This window comes from Nocardia abscessus (assembly GCF_015477775.1).
Taxonomy (GTDB): domain Bacteria; phylum Actinomycetota; class Actinomycetes; order Mycobacteriales; family Mycobacteriaceae; genus Nocardia; species Nocardia abscessus_A.
In genome coordinates this window covers 344024-361622 of the sequence record NZ_JADLQO010000006.1, presented here as the reverse complement: position 1 = coordinate 361622, position 17599 = coordinate 344024, and the positions used below count along the sequence as shown (strand labels likewise).

The following is a 17599-nucleotide window of genomic DNA, read 5'->3' as shown; positions in this document are numbered from 1 at the left end:
GCGCGAGGACTCGGGTGACCCGCCGGGGCCGATCGGCTCCGGCGGGTCACCCGGCCCGGGAGCTGGACGCATGTCCGGCATCCCCCGACCTGCACGGATCGAAGACCCGGAGAGGAGGGGGAGCAGAATGGACGACGTGACGTCGACCCCGACTCCCACGGTTCTCGTCGTCGACGACGACGAGGACGTGCTCGCCTCGGTCGAGCGCGGGCTGCGCCTGTCCGGCTTCCAGGTTCTCGTGGCCAGGGACGGCGCGCAGGCGCTGCGCAGTGTGAACGAGAACGCGCCCGACGCCATCGTGCTCGACATGAACATGCCCGTGCTGGATGGTGCAGGCGTGGTCACCGCGTTGCGCGCGATGGGCAACGATGTGCCGATCTGTGTGCTCAGTGCCCGCGCGTCGGTGGACGACCGCATCTCCGGCCTCGAGTCCGGCGCCGACGACTACCTGGTCAAACCATTCGTGCTGAAGGAGCTGGTGGTACGGATCCGGGCCCTGCTGCGCCGCCGATCCGACGCACCCGCCCCCGCGACCCCGGGCGCGATCTCCGTCGGTCCGCTGGAGGTGGACGTCGCGGGCTACCGCGCGCTGCTGCACGGCCGCGAGATCGAGCTGACCAAGCGGGAATTCGAGCTGCTGTCCACGCTGGCCAGGAATGTGGGCGTGGTGCTGAGCCGGGAGCGGCTGCTGGAACTGGTGTGGGGCTACGACTTCGCCGCCGACACCAACGTGGTGGACGTCTTCGTCGGCTACCTGCGCCGCAAGCTCGAGGTGGGCGACACGCCCAGGCTGCTGCACACGATCCGCGGCGTCGGGTTCGTGCTGCGAGCGCCGAAATGACCGTGGCCGTCACCGACCGTCCGAAGACCCGTCGGCGCCGGTCGTTTTCGCTGCGCACCCGGGTCGCGGGAGCGGCGGCGGCGGGCGCGATCGTCATCGTGACGCTGATCAGCCTGATCAGCATCCGCGCCATCGAGCGCAACAACCTGCAGCAGTCCGACCAGCAACTCGCCGTCGCGGCCCGGATCGTCCTGATCGAGCCGCAGATCGCGGTCCGGTTCATCAGCTTGACCGGGCTGAACAACGACATGGCCGTGACCGTCCGGGACAACGGCGAGGTCGTTGCCAGCACGCCCACCGAACTGCCCGCGCTGGCCACCGGTTCCCGCACCGTCACGGTGCGCGGCACCCCGTACCGGATTATGACCACCGTCGAGAATCAACCCGCGGGCCGGGTGGTCTCGCTCGGCATCCCCGCCGCGGGCGCGGCCGAGGCCACCGCCGAACAGCAACGGTGGGTCCTCGGCGGCGCACTGCTGGCGATCGCCGCCGCGGCGGCGCTCGGCTGGCTGCTCGCGGGCGCCGCGGTGCGTCCGATCGTCCGGCTCACCCGCCAGGTCGGGGCACGCAGCGCGTTCCCCGATCCTCGCGATCCGCAGACGCCGGTGGAGGGCGCGGGCGTGCACGAGGCGGAGAAACTGGCCGAGGCGGTGAACACCATGCTGCAGCGGGTGGATCAGGCCCACGCCCAGACCGCGGCCGCGCTGGAGACCGCGCGCGACTTCGCCGCCGTCTCCGCCCACGAGCTGCGCACTCCGCTGACCGCGATGCGCACCGACCTCGAGGTGCTGCGCACCCTCGATCTGGACGAGGCGCAGCGGGCCGAGATCCTCGATGACCTGCAACGCAGTCAGGGCCGGGTGGAGAGCACGCTCGCGGCGCTGGAGCGACTGGCCACCAGCGATCTGACCGACGAGCGCGACCACGTCGCCACCGACGTCGGCGACCTGTGCGATCAGGCCGCGCACGACGCCATGCGGCACTTTCCCGGCCTCACCGTGCGGATCGATTCCGATGCCGAACTGGTCACCCGCGGCCTGCCCGCCGGGTTGCGGCTGGCGGTGGACAACGCGCTGGCCAACTCCGTCAAACACGGCGGGGCCACCGAGGCCTTGGTCTCCGCGCACCGGGGCGCGGGCGGCCACATCGTGATCTCGATCGACGACAACGGCCGCGGCATCCCGCCGCAGGAGCGCGAAGCCGTCTTCGACCGCTTCTTCCGCGGCAGCCAGGCCAGCAAAGGAGGCTCCGGCCTCGGCCTGGCGCTGGTCGCCCAGCAGGCCCAACTCCACGGTGGCCGTGCCTATTTCGACGCGGGCACCCTCGGCGGCATCCGCCTTGTCCTCGATCTACCCGAGCGGTCGGCAATTTAGCTATCTCTCAGAGAAACGCCAAGGAGCGCACCATAATTCGCGCTTAGTGTGCGGACGTGATCGGAAAACGCGCCCGCTGGGCCTTTCTCGCCATTGCCCTCGTCTCAGCGGGATTCCTCGGCGCCGGAATCAGCGCATGCACCGGGACCGACCGGGGGCCGACGGCGATCGCGCTGGTCGATGCCGATCTGGGCCCGACCGGTGCGCGGGTGGTCGAGGCGTTGCAGGAGGCGGGTGGCTACGAGTGGCACGCCGTCGCCGAGAGTGAGCTGAACACCGACGATTACGCCGCCGTCATCACCCTGCCCGCCGATCTGACCGAGTCGATGAGCACCCTGGCCGGCGCGCAACCGAAGCGGGCCAAGGTCACCGTGGTCACGCACGAAGACGCCGACGCCGATCTGGTGCACGGAGCGGTCACCGCGGTGACCCATCGGATCGGGGCGGTCGGCGTCGACGCCGCTCTCACCGCCGTCGCGCAGGCCCGGTCCCAGATGTCGCAGGTGCAGTTCACCGCCCAGCTGCTCAACGCGGGCGTCGACGCGGCCGCCGCGGGAGCCGATCAATTCAGCTCCGGCGCCGATCAGCTGCTGGGCTTCCTGGAGTTCGCGAAGAACGGTTCGGCGCAGCTGACTTCGGCCATCGCGCTGCTGAACTCCACCGTGGACGGCGCCGCCGCGCAAGCGAACCAGCTCGCCGCCGCGCTCGATTCGACCGGCATCACCATCGCGCAGGTGGAACGGACGGCGAACACGGTCAGCAGCGGACTCGATCAGATCCTGCCGCTGTTGCGCGCGCTGCCGTTCGCGAGCGATCCGGCACTCGCCGACATCATCGGGAAACTGGACGCGCTGCGGGGCGTATCCGGCCAGGCGGGCGCGCAGCTGACCGGACTGGGCTCGCTCGTCGGCGGCGCGGTGGACCCCGACACCGATCTCGGCACGCTGCTTCGCACCGTCGTCGACCGCCTGACCAGCGCGAGCGCGCAACTGTCCGAGGGCGCGAAGCTCGCCGAGGGCCTGCCCCGGCTGGCCGAACAGGGCGGAGCCCAGTTGGTCGACGCGATCGGCCAGCTCACCGGGGGTGTGAGCCAGCTGCAGGGCATCGTCCGCAACCTGAGCGCCCAGACCGACAAGGCCGTCGCCGCCTTGCCGCAACGCAGCAGCGCCCAGCAATCGGCTCTGGCCGCGGCCCTCACCGATCCGGTCGAGATCGTCAGGCAATAGCCGGTTACGAGAAGTGGCCTGTGTTCCGATCGGAACACAGGCCACTTCTACGCCGAAATCAGTTGGCGTTCAGCAGGTCGATCACGAAGACCAGCGTCTTGCCCGAGAGACGGTGACCGGCGCCCGCGGGGCCGTAGGCCAGCTCCGGGGGGATGGTCAGCTGACGACGGCCGCCGACCTTCATGCCGGGGATGCCGTCCTGCCAGCCCTGGATCAGGCCGCGCAGCGGGAAGGTGATGGATTCACCACGGTTCCAGGAGGAGTCGAACTCTTCGCCGGATTCGAATTCGACGCCCACATAGTGCACCTCCACGGTGCCCCCGGGCACGGCTTCCTTGCCCTCGCCTTCGATGATGTCCTTGATCACCAGCTCGGCGGGCGCGGGCCCTTCCTGGAACTCGATCTCCGGTTTGGTCATTCGGCTTTGCCCCTTCGATAGATGGTGGATGGATTTCGTCAGCGGTTGGTGATCTCGCGGTAATCGCGGGCGCCGTAGCCGGTGTAGATCTGCCGCGGACGGCCGATCTTCAAAGGCTCGCTGTGCATTTCACGCCAGTGCGCGATCCAGCCGGGGAGCCGGCCCATCGCGAACAGCACCGTGAACATGCGGGTCGGGAAGCCCATCGCCTTGTAGATGACGCCGGTGTAGAAGTCGACGTTCGGGTACAGGCGCCGCTCGATGAAGTAGTCGTCGGTGAGCGCGGCCTCTTCCAGGGCCTGGGCGATGTCGAACAGCTCGTCGTGGCCGCCGAGCTTGCTCAGGATGGCGTCGGCGTGCTTCTTGGCGATCGACGCGCGCGGGTCGTAGTTGCGGTAGACGCGGTGCCCGAAGCCCATGAGCTTCACCCCGTCTTCCTTGTTCTTGACCTTGCGGATGAACTCCTTGACGTCGCTGCCACTGGCCTTGATGCCGTCGAGCATCTCCAGCACGGCCTGGTTCGCGCCGCCGTGCAGCGGACCCCAGAGCGCGTTGATACCGCCGGACACCGAGGTGAACAGGTTGGCGTCGGACGAGCCGACCAGGCGCACGGTCGAGGTTGAGCAGTTCTGCTCGTGGTCGGCGTGCAGGATGAGCAGCATGTCCAGCGCCGCCGCGACCTCGGGGTCGACCTCGTAGGGCTCGGCCGGGAAGCCGAAGGTCATCCGCAGGAAGTTCTCCACCAGGCTCAGCGAGTTGTCCGGGTAGAGGAAGGGCTGGCCGACCGACTTCTTGTACGAGTAGGCCGCGATGGTGGGCAGCTTGGCCAGCAGCCGGATGGTGGACAGCTCGACCTGTTCGGGGTCGCGCGGGTCCAGCGAGTCCTGGTAGTAGGCCGACAGCGCGTTCACGGCCGAGGACAGCACCGGCATCGGGTGCGCGTTGCGCGGGAAGCCGTCGAAGAACCGCTTCAGGTCCTCGTGCAGCAGGGTGTGCCTGCGGATGCGGTCGGTGAAGTCCTCGAGCTGGGCCTGGGTCGGCAGCTCACCGTAGATGAGCAGGTAGCTGACCTCGATGAAGGTCGAGGCCGCCGCGAGCTGGTCGATCGGGTACCCGCGGTAGCGCAGGATGCCCGCCTCACCGTCGATGTAGGTGATCGCCGACTTGGTCGGGGCGGTGTTCATGAAGCCCGGGTCGTATGTCACGTACCCGGTGCTGGCCAGCAGCTTTCCCAGCTCGATCCCGTCGTTGCCCTCTGCGGCCCTGGTGACCGTCATCGGGAACTCGCCGCCGGGGTAGGAAAGTACCGGCTTGGCGTCGTCGTCGACGTTGATGATGTTCTCAGCGGGCACGGAAGGATCCCTCTCAGGCTAGAACCACAGGCACCGGCGCGGTCGGCGCACGATGCGCTTGCCTCAACGCTAGCCGTTCACCGACGCGGACAATACCGGAGGGTAGTCCTGCGGCGGCTCACAAACACGTCCTGGCGCGGTGAGGTCCCGCGCCCACGGCGGAACGTGGTCGCCGGGTGTTCGCGGTGCACGTCACACGGCGATTTCGGCATGAGCGCGAGCGACACGGTAACGCGTGAAAGCCGGAAACGCGACCGCCGCGATCAGCACGCCCGCCACCACCAGCGCGCCTCCGCCCGCCGCGGCTACAGCGGTACCCAGGCTCGCGGCCGCGAAACCGTGGGCAACATCACCGATCCGCGGACCGCCCGCGACCACCACTGTGAACACCCCTTGCAGCCGCCCGCGCAGTTCGTCGGTGGCCACCGTCTGCAGCATCGTGACCCGCAGCGCGGCCGAGACCATGTCCACCGCGCCGCCGAAGGCCGAGCAGGCCAACGCGATCCACAACCCCGCGCCGAGGCCGAGGCCGTGGCCGGTGAAACCTACGGCCAGACCGAAGCCGACCATGGCCAGGCCCCACAGCACGATGCAGACCAGCACCGCGAGGCCCTGCCTGCGCACGCGCGGAATCCAGCCGGAGAACACCCCGCCGAGCACCGCGCCCGCCGACATCGAGGCGAACAGCAGGCCGAGCGCCACCCCACCGGTGGCCGGGTCGCCGAAGGTCTCGTGCGCGATCTGCGGGAACAGCGCGCGCGGCATTCCGAACACCATGGCGATCACGTCCACCGCGAACGACGCGAGCAGCACCCGCTGCGTGGCGAGATAGCCGAAACCGTCGAGCACCGTGCGGAATCCGGCGCGGCGCACGTTTCCGGTCGGCGGCAGCGCGGGCAGCCGCCAGACCGCCCAGAGGGTGGCCAGCAGCGCGACGGCGTCGACGAGGTAGAGCGTGGCGAGCCCGACGACGGGGATGAGCGCGCCTGCGAGCACCGGCCCCGCGATGGCGCCGAACTGCATCACGGTCATGTTCAGCGAATTCGCGGCGGCCAGTTGGTCTTCCGGCAGCAGGCGCGGGATGGTGGCGCTGCGGGTGGGCTGGTTCACCGCGAAGAACGCCTGCTGCACCGCGAACAGGCCGAGCACGACCCAGACGTTGTCCAGCCCGGCCGCCGCTTGCAGCCAGAAGGCCAGCGCCGTGAGTCCGGTGCCCGCATTGGTGAGCAGCAGCAGCCTGCGCCGATCCAGCACGTCGGCAAGCGCGCCGCCCCACAGGCCGAACACGATCAGCGGCACCAAACCGAACAATCCGGCCAGACCGACGTAGCCGGAGCTGCCGGTGATCTGGAAGATCTGCTGTGGCACCGCGACGACGGACAGCTGAGCGCCGATCATGGTGACGATGCCCGAGCTCCACAGGCGTCGGAAGTCCGGATTGCGCAGCGGAGTGGTGTCGGCGAGCAGTTTCACCGGGCGCAGCGTATCCAGTCGGGCCCGTCCGGTTCGACGCGAGAATTCTCACGCGTGGGCCGGGAATACCTCAGGGTTGCAAGCGCTCCACCGAGGTGGTCCCGTGCTCGATCCGCACCCGGATCCGGTTGTGCAGCCTGCCGCGCCGCCCTTGCCAGAACTCGACCTCGTCGGGGCGGACCAGGAAACCACCCCAGTGCGGCGGGACCGGGATCTCGTCGACATCGGCGAAACGCTCGGTCGCCTCGGCCAAGGTGCGATCCAGTTCCGCCCGCGAGCCGATCGGCGCGGACTGCCGCGAGGCCCAGGCGCCCAGCTGCGAGTCCCGCGGCCGGGAGCGCCAGTAGGCCGCCGTAGTCTCGGCGGGAACCCGCTCGACCGCGCCACGCAGGTGCACCTGCCTGCCCAGGGCGGGCCAGACGAAGGTGACCGCCGCGTACGGGACGGCGGTCAGTTGAGCGCCCTTGGCGGACTCGTAGTTCGTGTAGAAGATCACACCTTCCGGCGAGAGCCCTTTACACAGCACGGTCCGCGCGACCGGTCGCGGCGTGCCGTCGGCCAGCGACACCGTGGCCAGCACCATGGCGTTGGGTTCGGCGATGCCGACGGCGGTGGCCTGTTCGATCCAATGCCGCAGCAGCGGCTCCCACCCACCCGCGAGCCAGGTCTCGTCCAGGTCGACGTCCTCGTTGCCACCGTGCGGCAAGCCGCCGTAGTCGACTCGCATGGCGGCGAGATCCGATGAATTGTCCAGGTCACGCATGGGCCAGACGTTACTCCGCAGTAGCGGCGAGCTAAGGTTTTGATGATCGGCATGTGATCGTCAAATCCGACACCTTCCCATCGACGAGAACATGCGACCCAAGTGCAAGGAGAGTCGCAACATGACTACCAGCCCCGCGGTTTCCGGTGGGCAGGCCACCGTACCCAGCGATTTCGTCAGTGGCCTGGAGGGCGTGGTTGCTTTCACCACCGACATCGCCGAACCGGACAAGGACGGCGGCGCGTTGCGCTACCGCGGAGTCGACATCGAGGACCTGGTCGAGAGCCGGGTGACCTTCGGTGACGTGTGGGCGCTGCTGGTCGACGGCTCGTTCGGCCGCGGCCTACCGCCGGCCGAACCGTTCCCGCTGCCCGTGCACACCGGTGACGTGCGCGTCGACGTGCAGGCCGGGCTGGCCATGCTCGCGCCGATCTGGGGCTACCAACCGCTGCTGGACATCGACGACGAGACCGCTCGCGAGAACCTCGCCCGCGCCTCGGTCATGGCGCTGTCCTACGTCGCGCAGTCGGCGCGCGGTATCTACCAGCCCGCGGTCCCGCAGAAGAAGATCGATGAGTGCACCACGGTTACCGAGCGCTTCATGACGCGTTGGAAGGGTGACCCGGACCCGCGCCACACCGAGGCCATCGACGCCTATTGGGTCTCCGCCGCCGAGCACGGCATGAACGCCTCCACCTTCACCGCCCGGGTGATCGCCTCGACCGGCGCCGACGTGGCGGCCTCGCTGTCCGGCGCGATCGGCGCCATGTCCGGTCCGCTGCACGGCGGCGCCCCCGCGCGCGTGCTGCCGATGATCGAAGAGGTCGAGAAGACCGGCGACGCACGCGCTCTGGTCAAGGGCATCCTGGACCGCAAGGAGAAGCTGATGGGCTTCGGTCACCGGGTCTACCGGGCCGAGGACCCGCGCGCCCGCGTCCTGCGCGCCACCGCGAAGCGGCTGGCCGCGCCGCGCTACGAGGTCGCCGCCGCGCTGGAGCAGGCCGCCCTTGCCGAGCTGCGGGAGCGTCGTCCGGACCGCGCCATCGAGACCAACGTGGAGTTCTGGGCCGCGGTGATCCTGGACTTCGCCGAGGTGCCCGCGCACATGATGCCCGCCATGTTCACCTGTGGCCGCACCGCCGGCTGGTGCGCGCACATCCTGGAGCAGAAGCAGCTGGGCAAGCTGGTCCGCCCCGCGGCCATCTACACCGGCCCCAGCCCCCGCAAGCCCGAAGAGGTCGAAGGCTGGGCGACCATCGCGCACACGTAGCCGAACCACAGCGTCACCGCCCCGAGCCGGGCGTGACGGCGGAGATGTCATCCTGCCGTCACGCCCGGCTCGCGCAGCATCCGGGAAGAGCGGCCGGTACGACATCCGCCGGGGCACATCGGGATCCGGCCACAGCAGTAGGACGTCGAAATCGCAGGCCGCCGCGATTCTTTCGCCCGGGCGCCGCGCATAACCACGATGTCGCGGTGTCAATCGTCCACGAATTGCGTGGAATCCCGGCCGCATTCGATATCGACACCGATTTCTGCGCGACCGCGTCGGCCACCAGGACGCAATCGGGAATGAATGTGGCAGTCTCCGCCGCTATTTCACTCGACCAAATGCATCGCACTCCGGAACCGCGGCGAGCGTGATGGCGGCGCTGCCGAAGATCCGCGCGATGGGTTTCACCTTCGTGCACCGCTGGGCGCTCGGCCGAATTCGCCGGCGGTTCACTCCTCGAGCGACGCGAGCCAGTCGACGGCGACCGTTTCGCCGTGATCGACCTCGAAGAAGGCGACCTCCAGATGCTGACCGAGGTCGACCAAGCGGATGGCGTTCAGCGGCACCGGCTGGACCAGCCGGACCCGCCACGGTTTGGATTCGTCCCAGGCCCGCAATTCGAGGTCCAGCCGCAGCACGGGGTCGTCGCGACCGGAGTAGTCGGCCGCGACCGGCGCGGCGGCGAGCACGGTGGCGTCCGCGCGGCGACCGTCGGCGAGGATCTTCGCGATGCTCGCCCGACCGGATTCCTCGGCGTCGGGCACGTACAGCACCAGGCGATCGCGATCGCGCGGGTCCACTCGGCAGCACACCACGTCGCCCGGGCGCATCCATTCCAGGTCGGCGTCGGCCACCCGCTGCCGCACCCGGCTCTCGTAGGGGAACTCCGCGGCCAGCTGCACCCGGACCCAGAAGACGTGCCCGGGTTCGGTGCGCCGCGGACGCACGCCCAGGATCGTGGCGGTGCCCGCTTCCCCGCGGATCAGCAACTCCCGCCGCATCGCGTCCGAGACCGTCGCGCCGCGCAGGCGGAAGTTCCGCGCCCGCTCGCGCAGTCGCCACCCTGAGTTAGCTGACGGCATGCTCATGGGCGCCTACGTTAGCCGGAGTGTGGGCGTCGCCACAGCGACACCACCGACTACCCTGTTCGCCATGACCTCTGCGTTTCCGACCATTCCCGACGATCTCAAGCCCGCCGACGGACGGTTCGGTTGCGGCCCCTCCAAGGTGCGCCCGGAGCAGCTGCAGTCGCTGGTGAACGTCGGCGCCTCGGTGTTCGGAACCTCGCATCGGCAGAAGCCGGTCAAGGACGTGGTGGCGCGGGTGCGCTCCGGTTTGCGTGAGCTGTTCGGCCTGCCGGACGGCTACGAGGTGGTGCTCGGCAACGGCGGCACCACCGCATTCTGGGACGCCGCGGCGTTCGGCCTGGTCCGGGAGCGCTCGCTGCACCTGACCAACGGTGAGTTCAGCTCGAAGTTCGCCGCGGTCACCAAGGGCAACCCGTTCATCGGCGACCCGATCGTGGTCTCGTCCGAGCCGGGCAGCGCCCCGGAGCCGGTGTCGGACCCGTCGGTGGACCTGATCGGCTGGGCGCACAACGAGACCTCGACCGGTGTGTCCATCCCGGTCCGCCGTCCCGCCGACTCGGAACACGCGCTGATCGCCATCGACGCCACCTCCGGCGCGGGCGGTCTCCCGGTGAACATCACCGACGCCGACGTCTACTACTTCGCCCCGCAGAAGTGCTTCGCCTCCGACGGCGGCCTGTGGGTCGCGTTGATGAGCCCGGCCGCGCTGGCCCGGGTCGAGGAGATCAAGGCGTCGGGCCGCTGGACGCCCGATTTCCTGTCGCTGCCGATCGCGATCGACAACAGCACCAAGGACCAGACCTACAACACCCCGGCGCTGGGCACCCTGCTGCTGTTCGCCGACCAGATCGAGTGGCTCAACGGCAACGGCGGCCTGGACTGGGCGGTCAAGCGCACGCTGGACTCGTCGTCGCGGCTGTACTCCTGGGCCGAGTCGAGCGAGTACGCGACCCCGTACGTCACTGATCCGGCGCACCGCTCGCAGGTGGTCGGCACCATCGACTTCGCCGACTCGGTCGACGCGGCGGCGGTGGCGAAGATCCTGCGTGCCAACGGCATCGTGGACACCGAGCCGTACCGCAAGCTGGGCCGCAACCAGCTTCGCATCGGCATGTTCCCGGCGATCGATCCGGACGATGTCAGCCAGCTGACCCGCTCGATCGACTGGGTCGTGCAGAATCTCGGCTGACCGCCGCATATTTCGATCCGCACGGCCGCAACACGCCCGGGATCGACACGCCGCGTAATTAGGCATAGCGGATCGAACAGAGCAGATTAGCGGGGCACGGACGTCTCTCCGGAGATTTCCGTGCCGCGTGTCCTGCCCCATGAATCTCAGATGTGCACTACTGTTTCGGAAAGTGGGCGGTGTCGCGAGTCGACGCGATAAGGAGGTAACGGTGCGTGAACTTCGAGTGATCGGGGTGACGCCCGACTCCACGCACATCGTGTGTATCGACACCGAGTCCGGTCAGAAGTTCCGGCTGCCCGCCGACGACAAACTGCGAGCCGCCGCGCGCGGAGACCTTGCCCGATTCGGCCAGATCGAGATCGAAATGGAAGCAACTATGCGTCCCCGCGATATCCAGGCCCGTATTCGTGCAGGGGCCTCCGTGGAACAGGTCACCGAAGAATCCGGAATGCCGGCCAGCCGCGTCGAGCGGTTCGCCTACCCGGTGCTGCTGGAGCGAGCTCGCGCCGCCGAACTCGCCCAGAAGGCCCACCCGGTCCGTCCCGACGGTCCCGCCGTGGACACCCTCATCGATGTGGTCACCGCCGCGTTCACCGCGCGTGGGCACAACATCGAGGGCGCCGAATGGGACGCGTGGAAGGACGAGAAGGGGTACTGGGTCGCCCAGTTGCAGTGGCAGAACGGTCGATCGGAGATCGCCGCGCACTGGCGCTACCAGCCGGACGCGCACGGCGGCTCGGTCTCCCCGCTCGACGACCCGGCCTCCGATCTGATCGATCCGGATTTCGGACGCGCGCTGCGCGGGCTCGCGACGATCCTGCCGCCGGAACCCGAACCGGCCCCGCCGCAACCGGAACCGGTGGCCGAACCGCGTCCCGCCCCGGCCGCGCCACCCGCGCGCACCGCGAACCGCCAGAGCCAGCCCACGCTGGACGAGTACTACGAACAGCGTGCCGTCGCCGGTGGTGGCAGCGCCGCGGCGATCACGCCGGGCAACGCCGCCGCCGCTGCCACGGCGGCCCCCGCGGCGGCCGGTAACGCGGCCCCCGCCAACGGCGCCGCTGCGACACCGACTTCCGGCGCCGCGGCGGATCCGGCCCCGGCTGCCCCTGCCGCGTCGGCGCCCGCCGCGAGCGAGGAGCCGGCCAAGCCGGCGAAGGCTCCGGCGAAGCCGAGTCGCGCCAAGCGGGGCAAGGCTCCGATGCCGTCCTGGGAGGACGTGCTGCTCGGGGTGCGCAGCTCCGGCCACTAGTGCGCGCTGATCCGCCTCTGGCGTATCTTCGGGCCGTACGAGCCGACGGCGTGGATTCGCGTACTGGTCTTGATGCCGTTTCAGTTCTGGGCGTTTCCGTGAGTTACCCGAGTGCTCGCCGAATCGGCAGTCACGATTGATGCTCGATCGCCCTTGCGCGACGGAACTATTGCCGACACCCGCGCGGTAACGGGCCGGTGGGCGCGTCGTGTGTTCGCGGCGCGAAGCCGCACCGCGGACGGTGCGGGGCGAGTAAATTTTCGGTGTGGTCGACGACGCGCGTCGGCACCGGACAGGTCACCGCAGCGGTGCGCCGGTCGACACCATCGCGCGTTGCTCGAAGTTCGCGGAGTCCATTCGTGCAACTATCGGGAGGTGCCGGAATGCTATCCAAGGCTTGGTCGCTCTGGTACGTCGACACCCCCGACCCCGTGGCGGTCCTGCGCGCGAACCACGACCCGGATCCTCGAGCCGCACTGGCACTGGCGAGGCAACTGCACGAAGACCGCGATGTGCGGCCGATCATGGTCGGGACGCTGGCCGGTTGCGCGGGCCCGGCGAACGACGAGGTGTACATCGGTTGTTTTCCGGGCGTGACGGTGCTGTGCTCACCCCAGGCCGCGCGGATCCACCCGACCGAGATCCCGGAGTTGCTGGTGCGCCCGCTGGCCTCCGAGCACACCTACCTGGTGTCGTTCGACATCGAGCACGGGTGGGGCGCGTTCGCCCATTGGGAGCGCGGCGAGTTCCGCCGAGCGTTCAGCTCGAGCCGGGTGAACATCCTGGAGGACGAAGGACTTCCGCTGGTCTGGGAGCGTTCCTATTGGGCGGGCGAGCATCCGGTGCGGTGGCGCGCGGGCGAACTACCCGACCCGCAGGCGCTGCCGTTCGATCCGCCCGACTTCGCCGACGCCGCCAACGACGAATGGCTCGGCTTCCGCTACCGCGGTCCGGCCGCTCCCGGCGCGATCGTGCCCGGTGACATCCCCATCTGCGGCTTCGCGCTGTACCCGAAGGGCAAGCCGCCCGATCCGGCGCTCCGCAGCCCCGCCGACGGCGGGGCGCACGCGACCTCGCGCAGGCGCGGCCTGTTCGGCTGGCTGCGCGGACCCGACCCGGTTCGCTAGGCGCGTCGCCGTCCGGCGTGGCCGGTCGGGCTAAGCCGCCGATCCGCCGAGCAGCAACGCGATCCAGCCGAGCAGCACGCCCGCCGCGCCGCCGCCGATCACCCACCGCGTCACCGGCGCGAAACGCCAGCGCCACGCGGTGGGCGCGGCGCCGCCGACCGCGACGAGATTCACCGCGATCGCGAGCAGCGGGTGCACCTCGGCCAGCGCGGCACCGAAGGAATACACCGCGACCGCCGCCAGCAGCGCCACCATGATCGCCACGGTGAGGCCCGCGCCCCACGGCGTCGGGTCCTGATAGGACGGATACGGTCGATACGGTCCGGTCATGCGGTCCTCACCCGCTCGTAGAACGCCATCGCGGCCGCGGTCGCGACGTTGAGCGAATCGGTGCCCGGCGTCATGGGAATGCGCGCGCGGACGTCGGTGGCCCGCATGGCATCCTCGGTCAGTCCCGGCCCTTCGGCCCCGAGCAACAACGCCACCCGCTCCCCCGTCATCGCCGTCGCCAGATTCGCCGCCGCCGGGTTCGGAGTGAGCGCGACGATCTGGAATCCCTTGCGCCGCAGTATATCCAGTCCAACCGGCCAATCCGGCACGGTCGCGAACGGGACCCGCAGCACATGTCCCATCGAGACCCGGACGGCGCGGCGGTACAGCGGGTCGGCACAGCGGTCGCCGAACAGGATCGCGTCGGCACCCAGCCCGGCCGCGTTGCGGAACATGGCGCCGAGATTCTCGTGGTCGTTGACGCCTTCGAGCACCGCGACGGTCCGTGCTCGATCGATCACCTCCGCCACGCCGAGTTCCGCGGGGCGGCGCGCGACTGCCAGCACGCCACGGTTGAGGTGGAACCCGACCACCTCGGCCATCACCTCGGCCGTCGCGCGGTAGTACGGCGCGTCCACGGTCACCAGGTCGTCGGCGAGTTCGCGGCGCTTGCGTTCCACGCCGAGCAGCGCGGTCGGCGCGAAGCGCGAATCGAGCATCCGCTGGACCACCACGACGCCCTCGGCGATCACCAGTCCCTTGCGCCCGGGGAGATCGGGCCTGCGGTCGGCCGACTTGAGATCGCGGAAGTCGTCGACCCGGGGGTCGGCGGGGTCATCGATATCGATCACTTCGGCCACCGCTCCATCCTGCCGGGCGGTCACGCCCGGTTCCGAATCGGTGTTCGCCCGGTGGTCGCCGACCGCGGGAAAATGCGGTGCGGGCGGGTACACGAACGTGGGATGGTCGAGGCATGACTCTCCCGGGAATCACGATTCGGCCGGCCACCGAGGACGACGGGCCCGCGATCATGACGCTGGTGGAGACCTCCTTCGGCACCCGCTACGACCCGGCCGAGTTGGAGCGGGTTCCACTGCTGTTCCCCCACGCGATCGTCGCGGTCGAGGGCGGACAGGTCGTCGGGCACCTGCAGTCCACCACCATGACGGTGACGGTGCCCGGCGAGCGGACCGTGCCGGTGTGCGGCATCGCGGGCGTCGGCGTGGCGCCGACCCACCGGCGGCGCGGCATTCTCCGCGCCATGTACACCGAGCAGCACCGGCGCATCGAGGAAGCCGGGCTGCCCCTGACCATGTTCACCGCCAGCGAGGGCAGCATCTACGGCCGGTTCGGCTACGGGACCGCGACGCGGGAGAACGCCGTCGCCATCGAACGCCGCCTCGCCGAGTTCCTGCCGACGGCGCCGGACCCCGGCGGCGTGACGCTGCGGACGCCGAGCGAACTGCGCGCGGCCGCGGAGCAGATCTACGATCGCTGGCGCAGGCTGGTGCCCGGCGCACAGGTGCGTCCGGCGGCGGCATGGGACATCGTGTTCGACGACCCGGAACGTTTCCGGGAAGGCGGCACCACCCTGTTCGGCCTCCTGCACGCCGACGGCTACGCGCTGTATCGCTTCCACTCGGATGGCAGGGCGAGAACTGTCGAAGTCGCCGAAATGCGGACGGTCACGGCCGAAGCGCACGCGGCACTGTGGCGGGCCCTGCTCGGGCTGGATCTGGTCCGGCGAGTGGACGGCGTGCTCACCGACCACGACCCGCTGCCCTATCTGCTGACCGATCCCCGGCTGGTGCGCACGACCGCCCGCTACGACGGACTGTGGCTGCGCCTGATGGACGTTCCCGCCGCGCTGACGGCGCGCGCTTACGCGGGCGAGCTCGATGTGACCCTCGAGGTGACCGACCCCTTCCGGAATGCGGGCGGCACGTTCGCGCTGCGGGTGCGCGACGGCCAGGCGGAATGCGCGCCCACCGACCGCGCGGCCGATGTCGAACTGGGCATCGACGTGCTGGGCAGCATGTATCTCGGCGCGTATCCCAGCCGGGTGTTCGCCGCGGCGAACCGGCTGCGGGCCAAGGATTCCGCGCAGGTGCGTGCGCTCGACGACGCCTTCCGGACGGACCAGGATGCGATGCTCGGCTGGTTCTTCTGACGACACGCGCCGCGCTCCGTCGCTGGAAAGGAAGGGCCGGGAAGGAAGGAATGTCCGAATCGGCGCGCGGCTGGCATGCTGGTCTCATGAAGCCGATTCAGTTGGTTCTCAACATCCTGTGGCTCGTCCTCGCGGGGTTCTGGCTGGCGCTCGGGTACATCGCGGCGGGGATCATCTGCTTCATCCTGATCATCACGATCCCCTTCGGCATCGCGTCCTTCCGGATCGCCGCCTACGTGCTGTGGCCGTTCGGCCGGACCACGGTGGAGAAGCCGGGCGCGGGCGCGGGCTCGCTGATCGGCAACATCATCTGGTTCATCGTCGCGGGCTGGTGGCTCGCGCTGGGCCACCTGATCACCAGCATCCCGCTGTTCGTCTCGATCATCGGCATCCCGTTCGGCTGGGCCAACCTGAAGTTCATCCCCATCTCGCTGTTCCCGCTGGGACGGGAGATCGTGGACAGCGACCAGCCGTTCGGTACGCGGTAGCCGTAGGCACACCGACTACGCCGCCTTCGTGCTGGTCGCACTGAGGTCTGACCCTGCACGGCCACTGGGCGCCTTCGCGATCCATCTGTGATCTACGTCACAGACTGTTAACGAAATCACACTCTCGTGCGAATGTTAGCTAGAAGGTAACTGACGTTTTCCAGTGCCCATCGCGCCCCGAGCGGGTGCCGAGCCGACCGCACAGGAGGGCTCCACATGACCGACCGCACTGCCCCGGACACCGCGCCACTCGCGCCGATCGCGGCGGTGCTGGGCCTGCTGCTGATCGTCGTCGCGGCCACCCAGCTCACCCGCCTGCCCCGATGGGCCGACGACTACGGGGTCCTGGTCTATCCGGCCTTCGTCCTCTGCCTGACGATTGCGGGCGGCCTGCTGTGGTGGGGCGCCGGAGTCCTCGTCCGGCTCGTCCGGACGAATCGCTGATCCTGCCGCCGTCGGCGGCCTCGGCATCGAATGTCGTTGCGGCCGAGCGGGCTACTCGGACTCCGCGACGATCTGCTTCATGATCGCCACGGCCCGGGTGAGCACGACGAGTTGCTCTTCGGTGAGCGTGGACAGCTGCTCGGTCATCCACGCCTCTCGCGCGCTGGCCTCGTCGGCGATGAGCGCGCGGCCCGCCGGGGACAGCGAGACGATGATCTGGCGGCCGTCGGTCGGATGCGGATTGCGCTCCACCAGATCGAGATCGGTGAGCGAGGCGATGACGCGAGTCATGGACGGAGGCTGGACGCGTTCTTTCGCCGCGAGCGCGCCCGGAGTCATCGCGCCCTCTCGCGCGAGGGTGGCGAGCGCGGAGAGTTGGGTCAGCGAGATCTGCGAGTCGGCCCGACGGCCGCGCAGGTGTCGCGTCAGTCGAACGACCGCCAGCGAGAGCTCACCAGCGAGGGCTCTGACATCCGATGGCGTTGTCACAGTGGCAAACGATACGGGACCGCGCGCGGCCGGTCGCGGGTTCTGCGCTCCGGGATCGCCTCGCTTCCGCTCGGCCGACGGACTTCGTCTCGCTGGGCCGATTAGGCTGAGCCCGTGACGCAGAATGTCCCGCAGCTCCCACCGCGCCTGACCGATCCGCGCCCCGTGCTCGCGGTCGGCAGCGCGCTGTGGCTGATCGCCACCGTGGTGGTGTGGGTGGGCGGGGACCGATGGGCATCGGCCCGCCCGGTCTGCCTCATGGGGCTGGTGGTCGGCCTGATGGCCCTGGTGATCTATCTGGTGCAGCGCCGCGGCGCGCGGCGCGGGGACAAGGGCGCACAGACCGGTTTGTAGCCCGCC

19 protein-coding genes are annotated in these 17599 nt (G+C 69.5%); 11 read left to right on the top strand and 8 right to left on the bottom strand.

The features are described 5' to 3' along the window. The first annotated feature begins 127 nt into the window (after positions 1-127). From IU450_RS18840 to IU450_RS18830, 3 genes are read left to right on the top strand one after another with little or no spacing between them, the layout of a single operon-like run. On the top strand, positions 128-841 hold the full coding sequence (locus IU450_RS18840) for a response regulator transcription factor (RefSeq protein ID WP_195151032.1): 714 nt from the start codon (positions 128-130) through the stop codon (positions 839-841). Then, entirely contained in the window at positions 838-2214 is a 1377-nt protein-coding gene (locus IU450_RS18835) for a sensor histidine kinase (protein WP_195151031.1), read from the top strand. Before IU450_RS18840 ends, IU450_RS18835 begins: the two co-directional genes overlap by 4 nt. 56 nt (positions 2215-2270) lie before the next feature. Further along, positions 2271-3440: a YhgE/Pip domain-containing protein gene (locus IU450_RS18830; protein ID WP_195151030.1), complete on the top strand. Its 1170-nt coding sequence runs from the start codon at positions 2271-2273 to the stop codon at positions 3438-3440. Between the two features lie 58 nt (positions 3441-3498). Here the strand turns inward: IU450_RS18830 and IU450_RS18825 are convergent, their stop codons facing one another. From IU450_RS18825 to pdxH, 4 genes are all read right to left on the bottom strand, one after another. Next, positions 3499-3858, bottom strand: a complete 360-nt coding sequence (locus tag IU450_RS18825) for an FKBP-type peptidyl-prolyl cis-trans isomerase (RefSeq protein WP_195151029.1) — start codon at positions 3856-3858, stop codon at positions 3499-3501. A 38-nt stretch (positions 3859-3896) separates the two neighbouring features. Continuing rightward, positions 3897-5210 (bottom strand): citrate synthase, encoded by a 1314-nt coding sequence (locus tag IU450_RS18820; protein ID WP_195151028.1) that lies wholly within the window; start codon positions 5208-5210, stop codon positions 3897-3899. A 192-nt stretch (positions 5211-5402) separates the two neighbouring features. After that, positions 5403-6683 (bottom strand): MFS transporter, encoded by a 1281-nt coding sequence (locus tag IU450_RS18815; protein ID WP_195151027.1) that lies wholly within the window; start codon positions 6681-6683, stop codon positions 5403-5405. Positions 6684-6753: 70 nt separating this feature from the next. Further along, the gene (pdxH, locus tag IU450_RS18810; RefSeq protein WP_195151026.1) at positions 6754-7446 is read right to left on the bottom strand and encodes a pyridoxamine 5'-phosphate oxidase; all 693 of its coding nucleotides are present in this window, start codon (positions 7444-7446) and stop codon (positions 6754-6756) included. A 121-nt stretch (positions 7447-7567) separates the two neighbouring features. Between pdxH and IU450_RS18805 the strand changes: the two genes are divergently transcribed. After that, entirely contained in the window at positions 7568-8716 is a 1149-nt protein-coding gene (locus tag IU450_RS18805; RefSeq protein ID WP_195151025.1) for a citrate synthase 2, read from the top strand. A gap of 452 nt (positions 8717-9168) precedes the next feature. Here the strand turns inward: IU450_RS18805 and IU450_RS18800 are convergent, their stop codons facing one another. Beyond that, a complete protein-coding gene (locus tag IU450_RS18800; RefSeq protein ID WP_195151024.1) occupies positions 9169-9807 on the bottom strand; it encodes a hypothetical protein in 639 nt (212 codons plus the stop codon). 64 nt (positions 9808-9871) lie between these two features. Between IU450_RS18800 and serC the strand changes: the two genes are divergently transcribed. From serC to IU450_RS18785, 3 genes are all read left to right on the top strand, one after another. Continuing rightward, positions 9872-10996, top strand: coding sequence for a phosphoserine transaminase (gene serC, locus IU450_RS18795; protein WP_195151023.1), 1125 nt, complete (start codon positions 9872-9874; stop codon positions 10994-10996). Positions 10997-11207: 211 nt separating this feature from the next. Continuing rightward, positions 11208-12251 carry a septation protein SepH gene (sepH, locus tag IU450_RS18790; protein ID WP_195151022.1) on the top strand — a complete coding sequence of 348 codons (1044 nt, stop codon included), beginning with the start codon at positions 11208-11210 and terminating at the stop codon, positions 12249-12251. A 383-nt stretch (positions 12252-12634) separates the two neighbouring features. After that, on the top strand, positions 12635-13378 hold the full coding sequence (locus IU450_RS18785; RefSeq protein WP_195151021.1) for a DUF6928 family protein: 744 nt from the start codon (positions 12635-12637) through the stop codon (positions 13376-13378). A gap of 30 nt (positions 13379-13408) precedes the next feature. Here IU450_RS18785 and IU450_RS18780 read toward each other — a convergent pair whose 3' ends face one another. Then, positions 13409-13708, bottom strand: coding sequence for a DUF2537 domain-containing protein (locus IU450_RS18780; protein ID WP_195151020.1), 300 nt, complete (start codon positions 13706-13708; stop codon positions 13409-13411). Next, positions 13705-14508, bottom strand: coding sequence for a TrmH family RNA methyltransferase (locus IU450_RS18775; protein WP_195151019.1), 804 nt, complete (start codon positions 14506-14508; stop codon positions 13705-13707). The genes IU450_RS18780 and IU450_RS18775 overlap by 4 nt, the downstream gene beginning before the upstream one ends. Positions 14509-14621: 113 nt before the next feature. Here IU450_RS18775 and IU450_RS18770 point away from each other — a divergent pair, with 113 nt between their 5' ends. The 3 genes from IU450_RS18770 (at position 14622) to IU450_RS18760 (ending at position 16750) form a co-directional block, all read left to right on the top strand. Further along, the gene (locus IU450_RS18770) at positions 14622-15818 is read left to right on the top strand and encodes a GNAT family N-acetyltransferase (protein ID WP_195151018.1); all 1197 of its coding nucleotides are present in this window, start codon (positions 14622-14624) and stop codon (positions 15816-15818) included. Positions 15819-15904: 86 nt separating this feature from the next. Beyond that, positions 15905-16306: a YccF domain-containing protein gene (locus tag IU450_RS18765; protein ID WP_043686801.1), complete on the top strand. Its 402-nt coding sequence runs from the start codon at positions 15905-15907 to the stop codon at positions 16304-16306. Between the two features lie 216 nt (positions 16307-16522). After that, on the top strand, positions 16523-16750 hold the full coding sequence (locus IU450_RS18760; RefSeq protein ID WP_195151017.1) for a hypothetical protein: 228 nt from the start codon (positions 16523-16525) through the stop codon (positions 16748-16750). A 51-nt stretch (positions 16751-16801) separates the two neighbouring features. Here IU450_RS18760 and IU450_RS18755 read toward each other — a convergent pair whose 3' ends face one another. Next, positions 16802-17239, bottom strand: coding sequence for a MarR family winged helix-turn-helix transcriptional regulator (locus IU450_RS18755; RefSeq protein WP_043686798.1), 438 nt, complete (start codon positions 17237-17239; stop codon positions 16802-16804). A 114-nt stretch (positions 17240-17353) separates the two neighbouring features. Between IU450_RS18755 and IU450_RS18750 the strand changes: the two genes are divergently transcribed. After that, positions 17354-17593, top strand: coding sequence for a DUF2530 domain-containing protein (locus IU450_RS18750; RefSeq protein ID WP_195151016.1), 240 nt, complete (start codon positions 17354-17356; stop codon positions 17591-17593). Positions 17594-17599 lie beyond the last annotated feature (6 nt).

Coding starts and splice junctions, on each gene's coding strand:
- IU450_RS18840 (WP_195151032.1), top strand. CDS start 128: ATGGACGACGTGACGTCGACCCCGACTCCCACGGTTCTCGTCGTCGAC.
- IU450_RS18835 (WP_195151031.1), top strand. CDS start 838: ATGACCGTGGCCGTCACCGACCGTCCGAAGACCCGTCGGCGCCGGTCG.
- IU450_RS18825 (WP_195151029.1), bottom strand. CDS start 3,858: ATGACCAAACCGGAGATCGAGTTCCAGGAAGGGCCCGCGCCCGCCGAG.
- pdxH (WP_195151026.1), bottom strand. CDS start 7,446: ATGCGTGACCTGGACAATTCATCGGATCTCGCCGCCATGCGAGTCGAC.
- IU450_RS18805 (WP_195151025.1), top strand. CDS start 7,568: ATGACTACCAGCCCCGCGGTTTCCGGTGGGCAGGCCACCGTACCCAGC.
- IU450_RS18800 (WP_195151024.1), bottom strand. CDS start 9,807: ATGAGCATGCCGTCAGCTAACTCAGGGTGGCGACTGCGCGAGCGGGCG.
- serC (WP_195151023.1), top strand. CDS start 9,872: ATGACCTCTGCGTTTCCGACCATTCCCGACGATCTCAAGCCCGCCGAC.
- IU450_RS18785 (WP_195151021.1), top strand. CDS start 12,635: ATGCTATCCAAGGCTTGGTCGCTCTGGTACGTCGACACCCCCGACCCC.
- IU450_RS18780 (WP_195151020.1), bottom strand. CDS start 13,708: ATGACCGGACCGTATCGACCGTATCCGTCCTATCAGGACCCGACGCCG.
- IU450_RS18770 (WP_195151018.1), top strand. CDS start 14,622: ATGACTCTCCCGGGAATCACGATTCGGCCGGCCACCGAGGACGACGGG.
- IU450_RS18765 (WP_043686801.1), top strand. CDS start 15,905: ATGAAGCCGATTCAGTTGGTTCTCAACATCCTGTGGCTCGTCCTCGCG.
- IU450_RS18760 (WP_195151017.1), top strand. CDS start 16,523: ATGACCGACCGCACTGCCCCGGACACCGCGCCACTCGCGCCGATCGCG.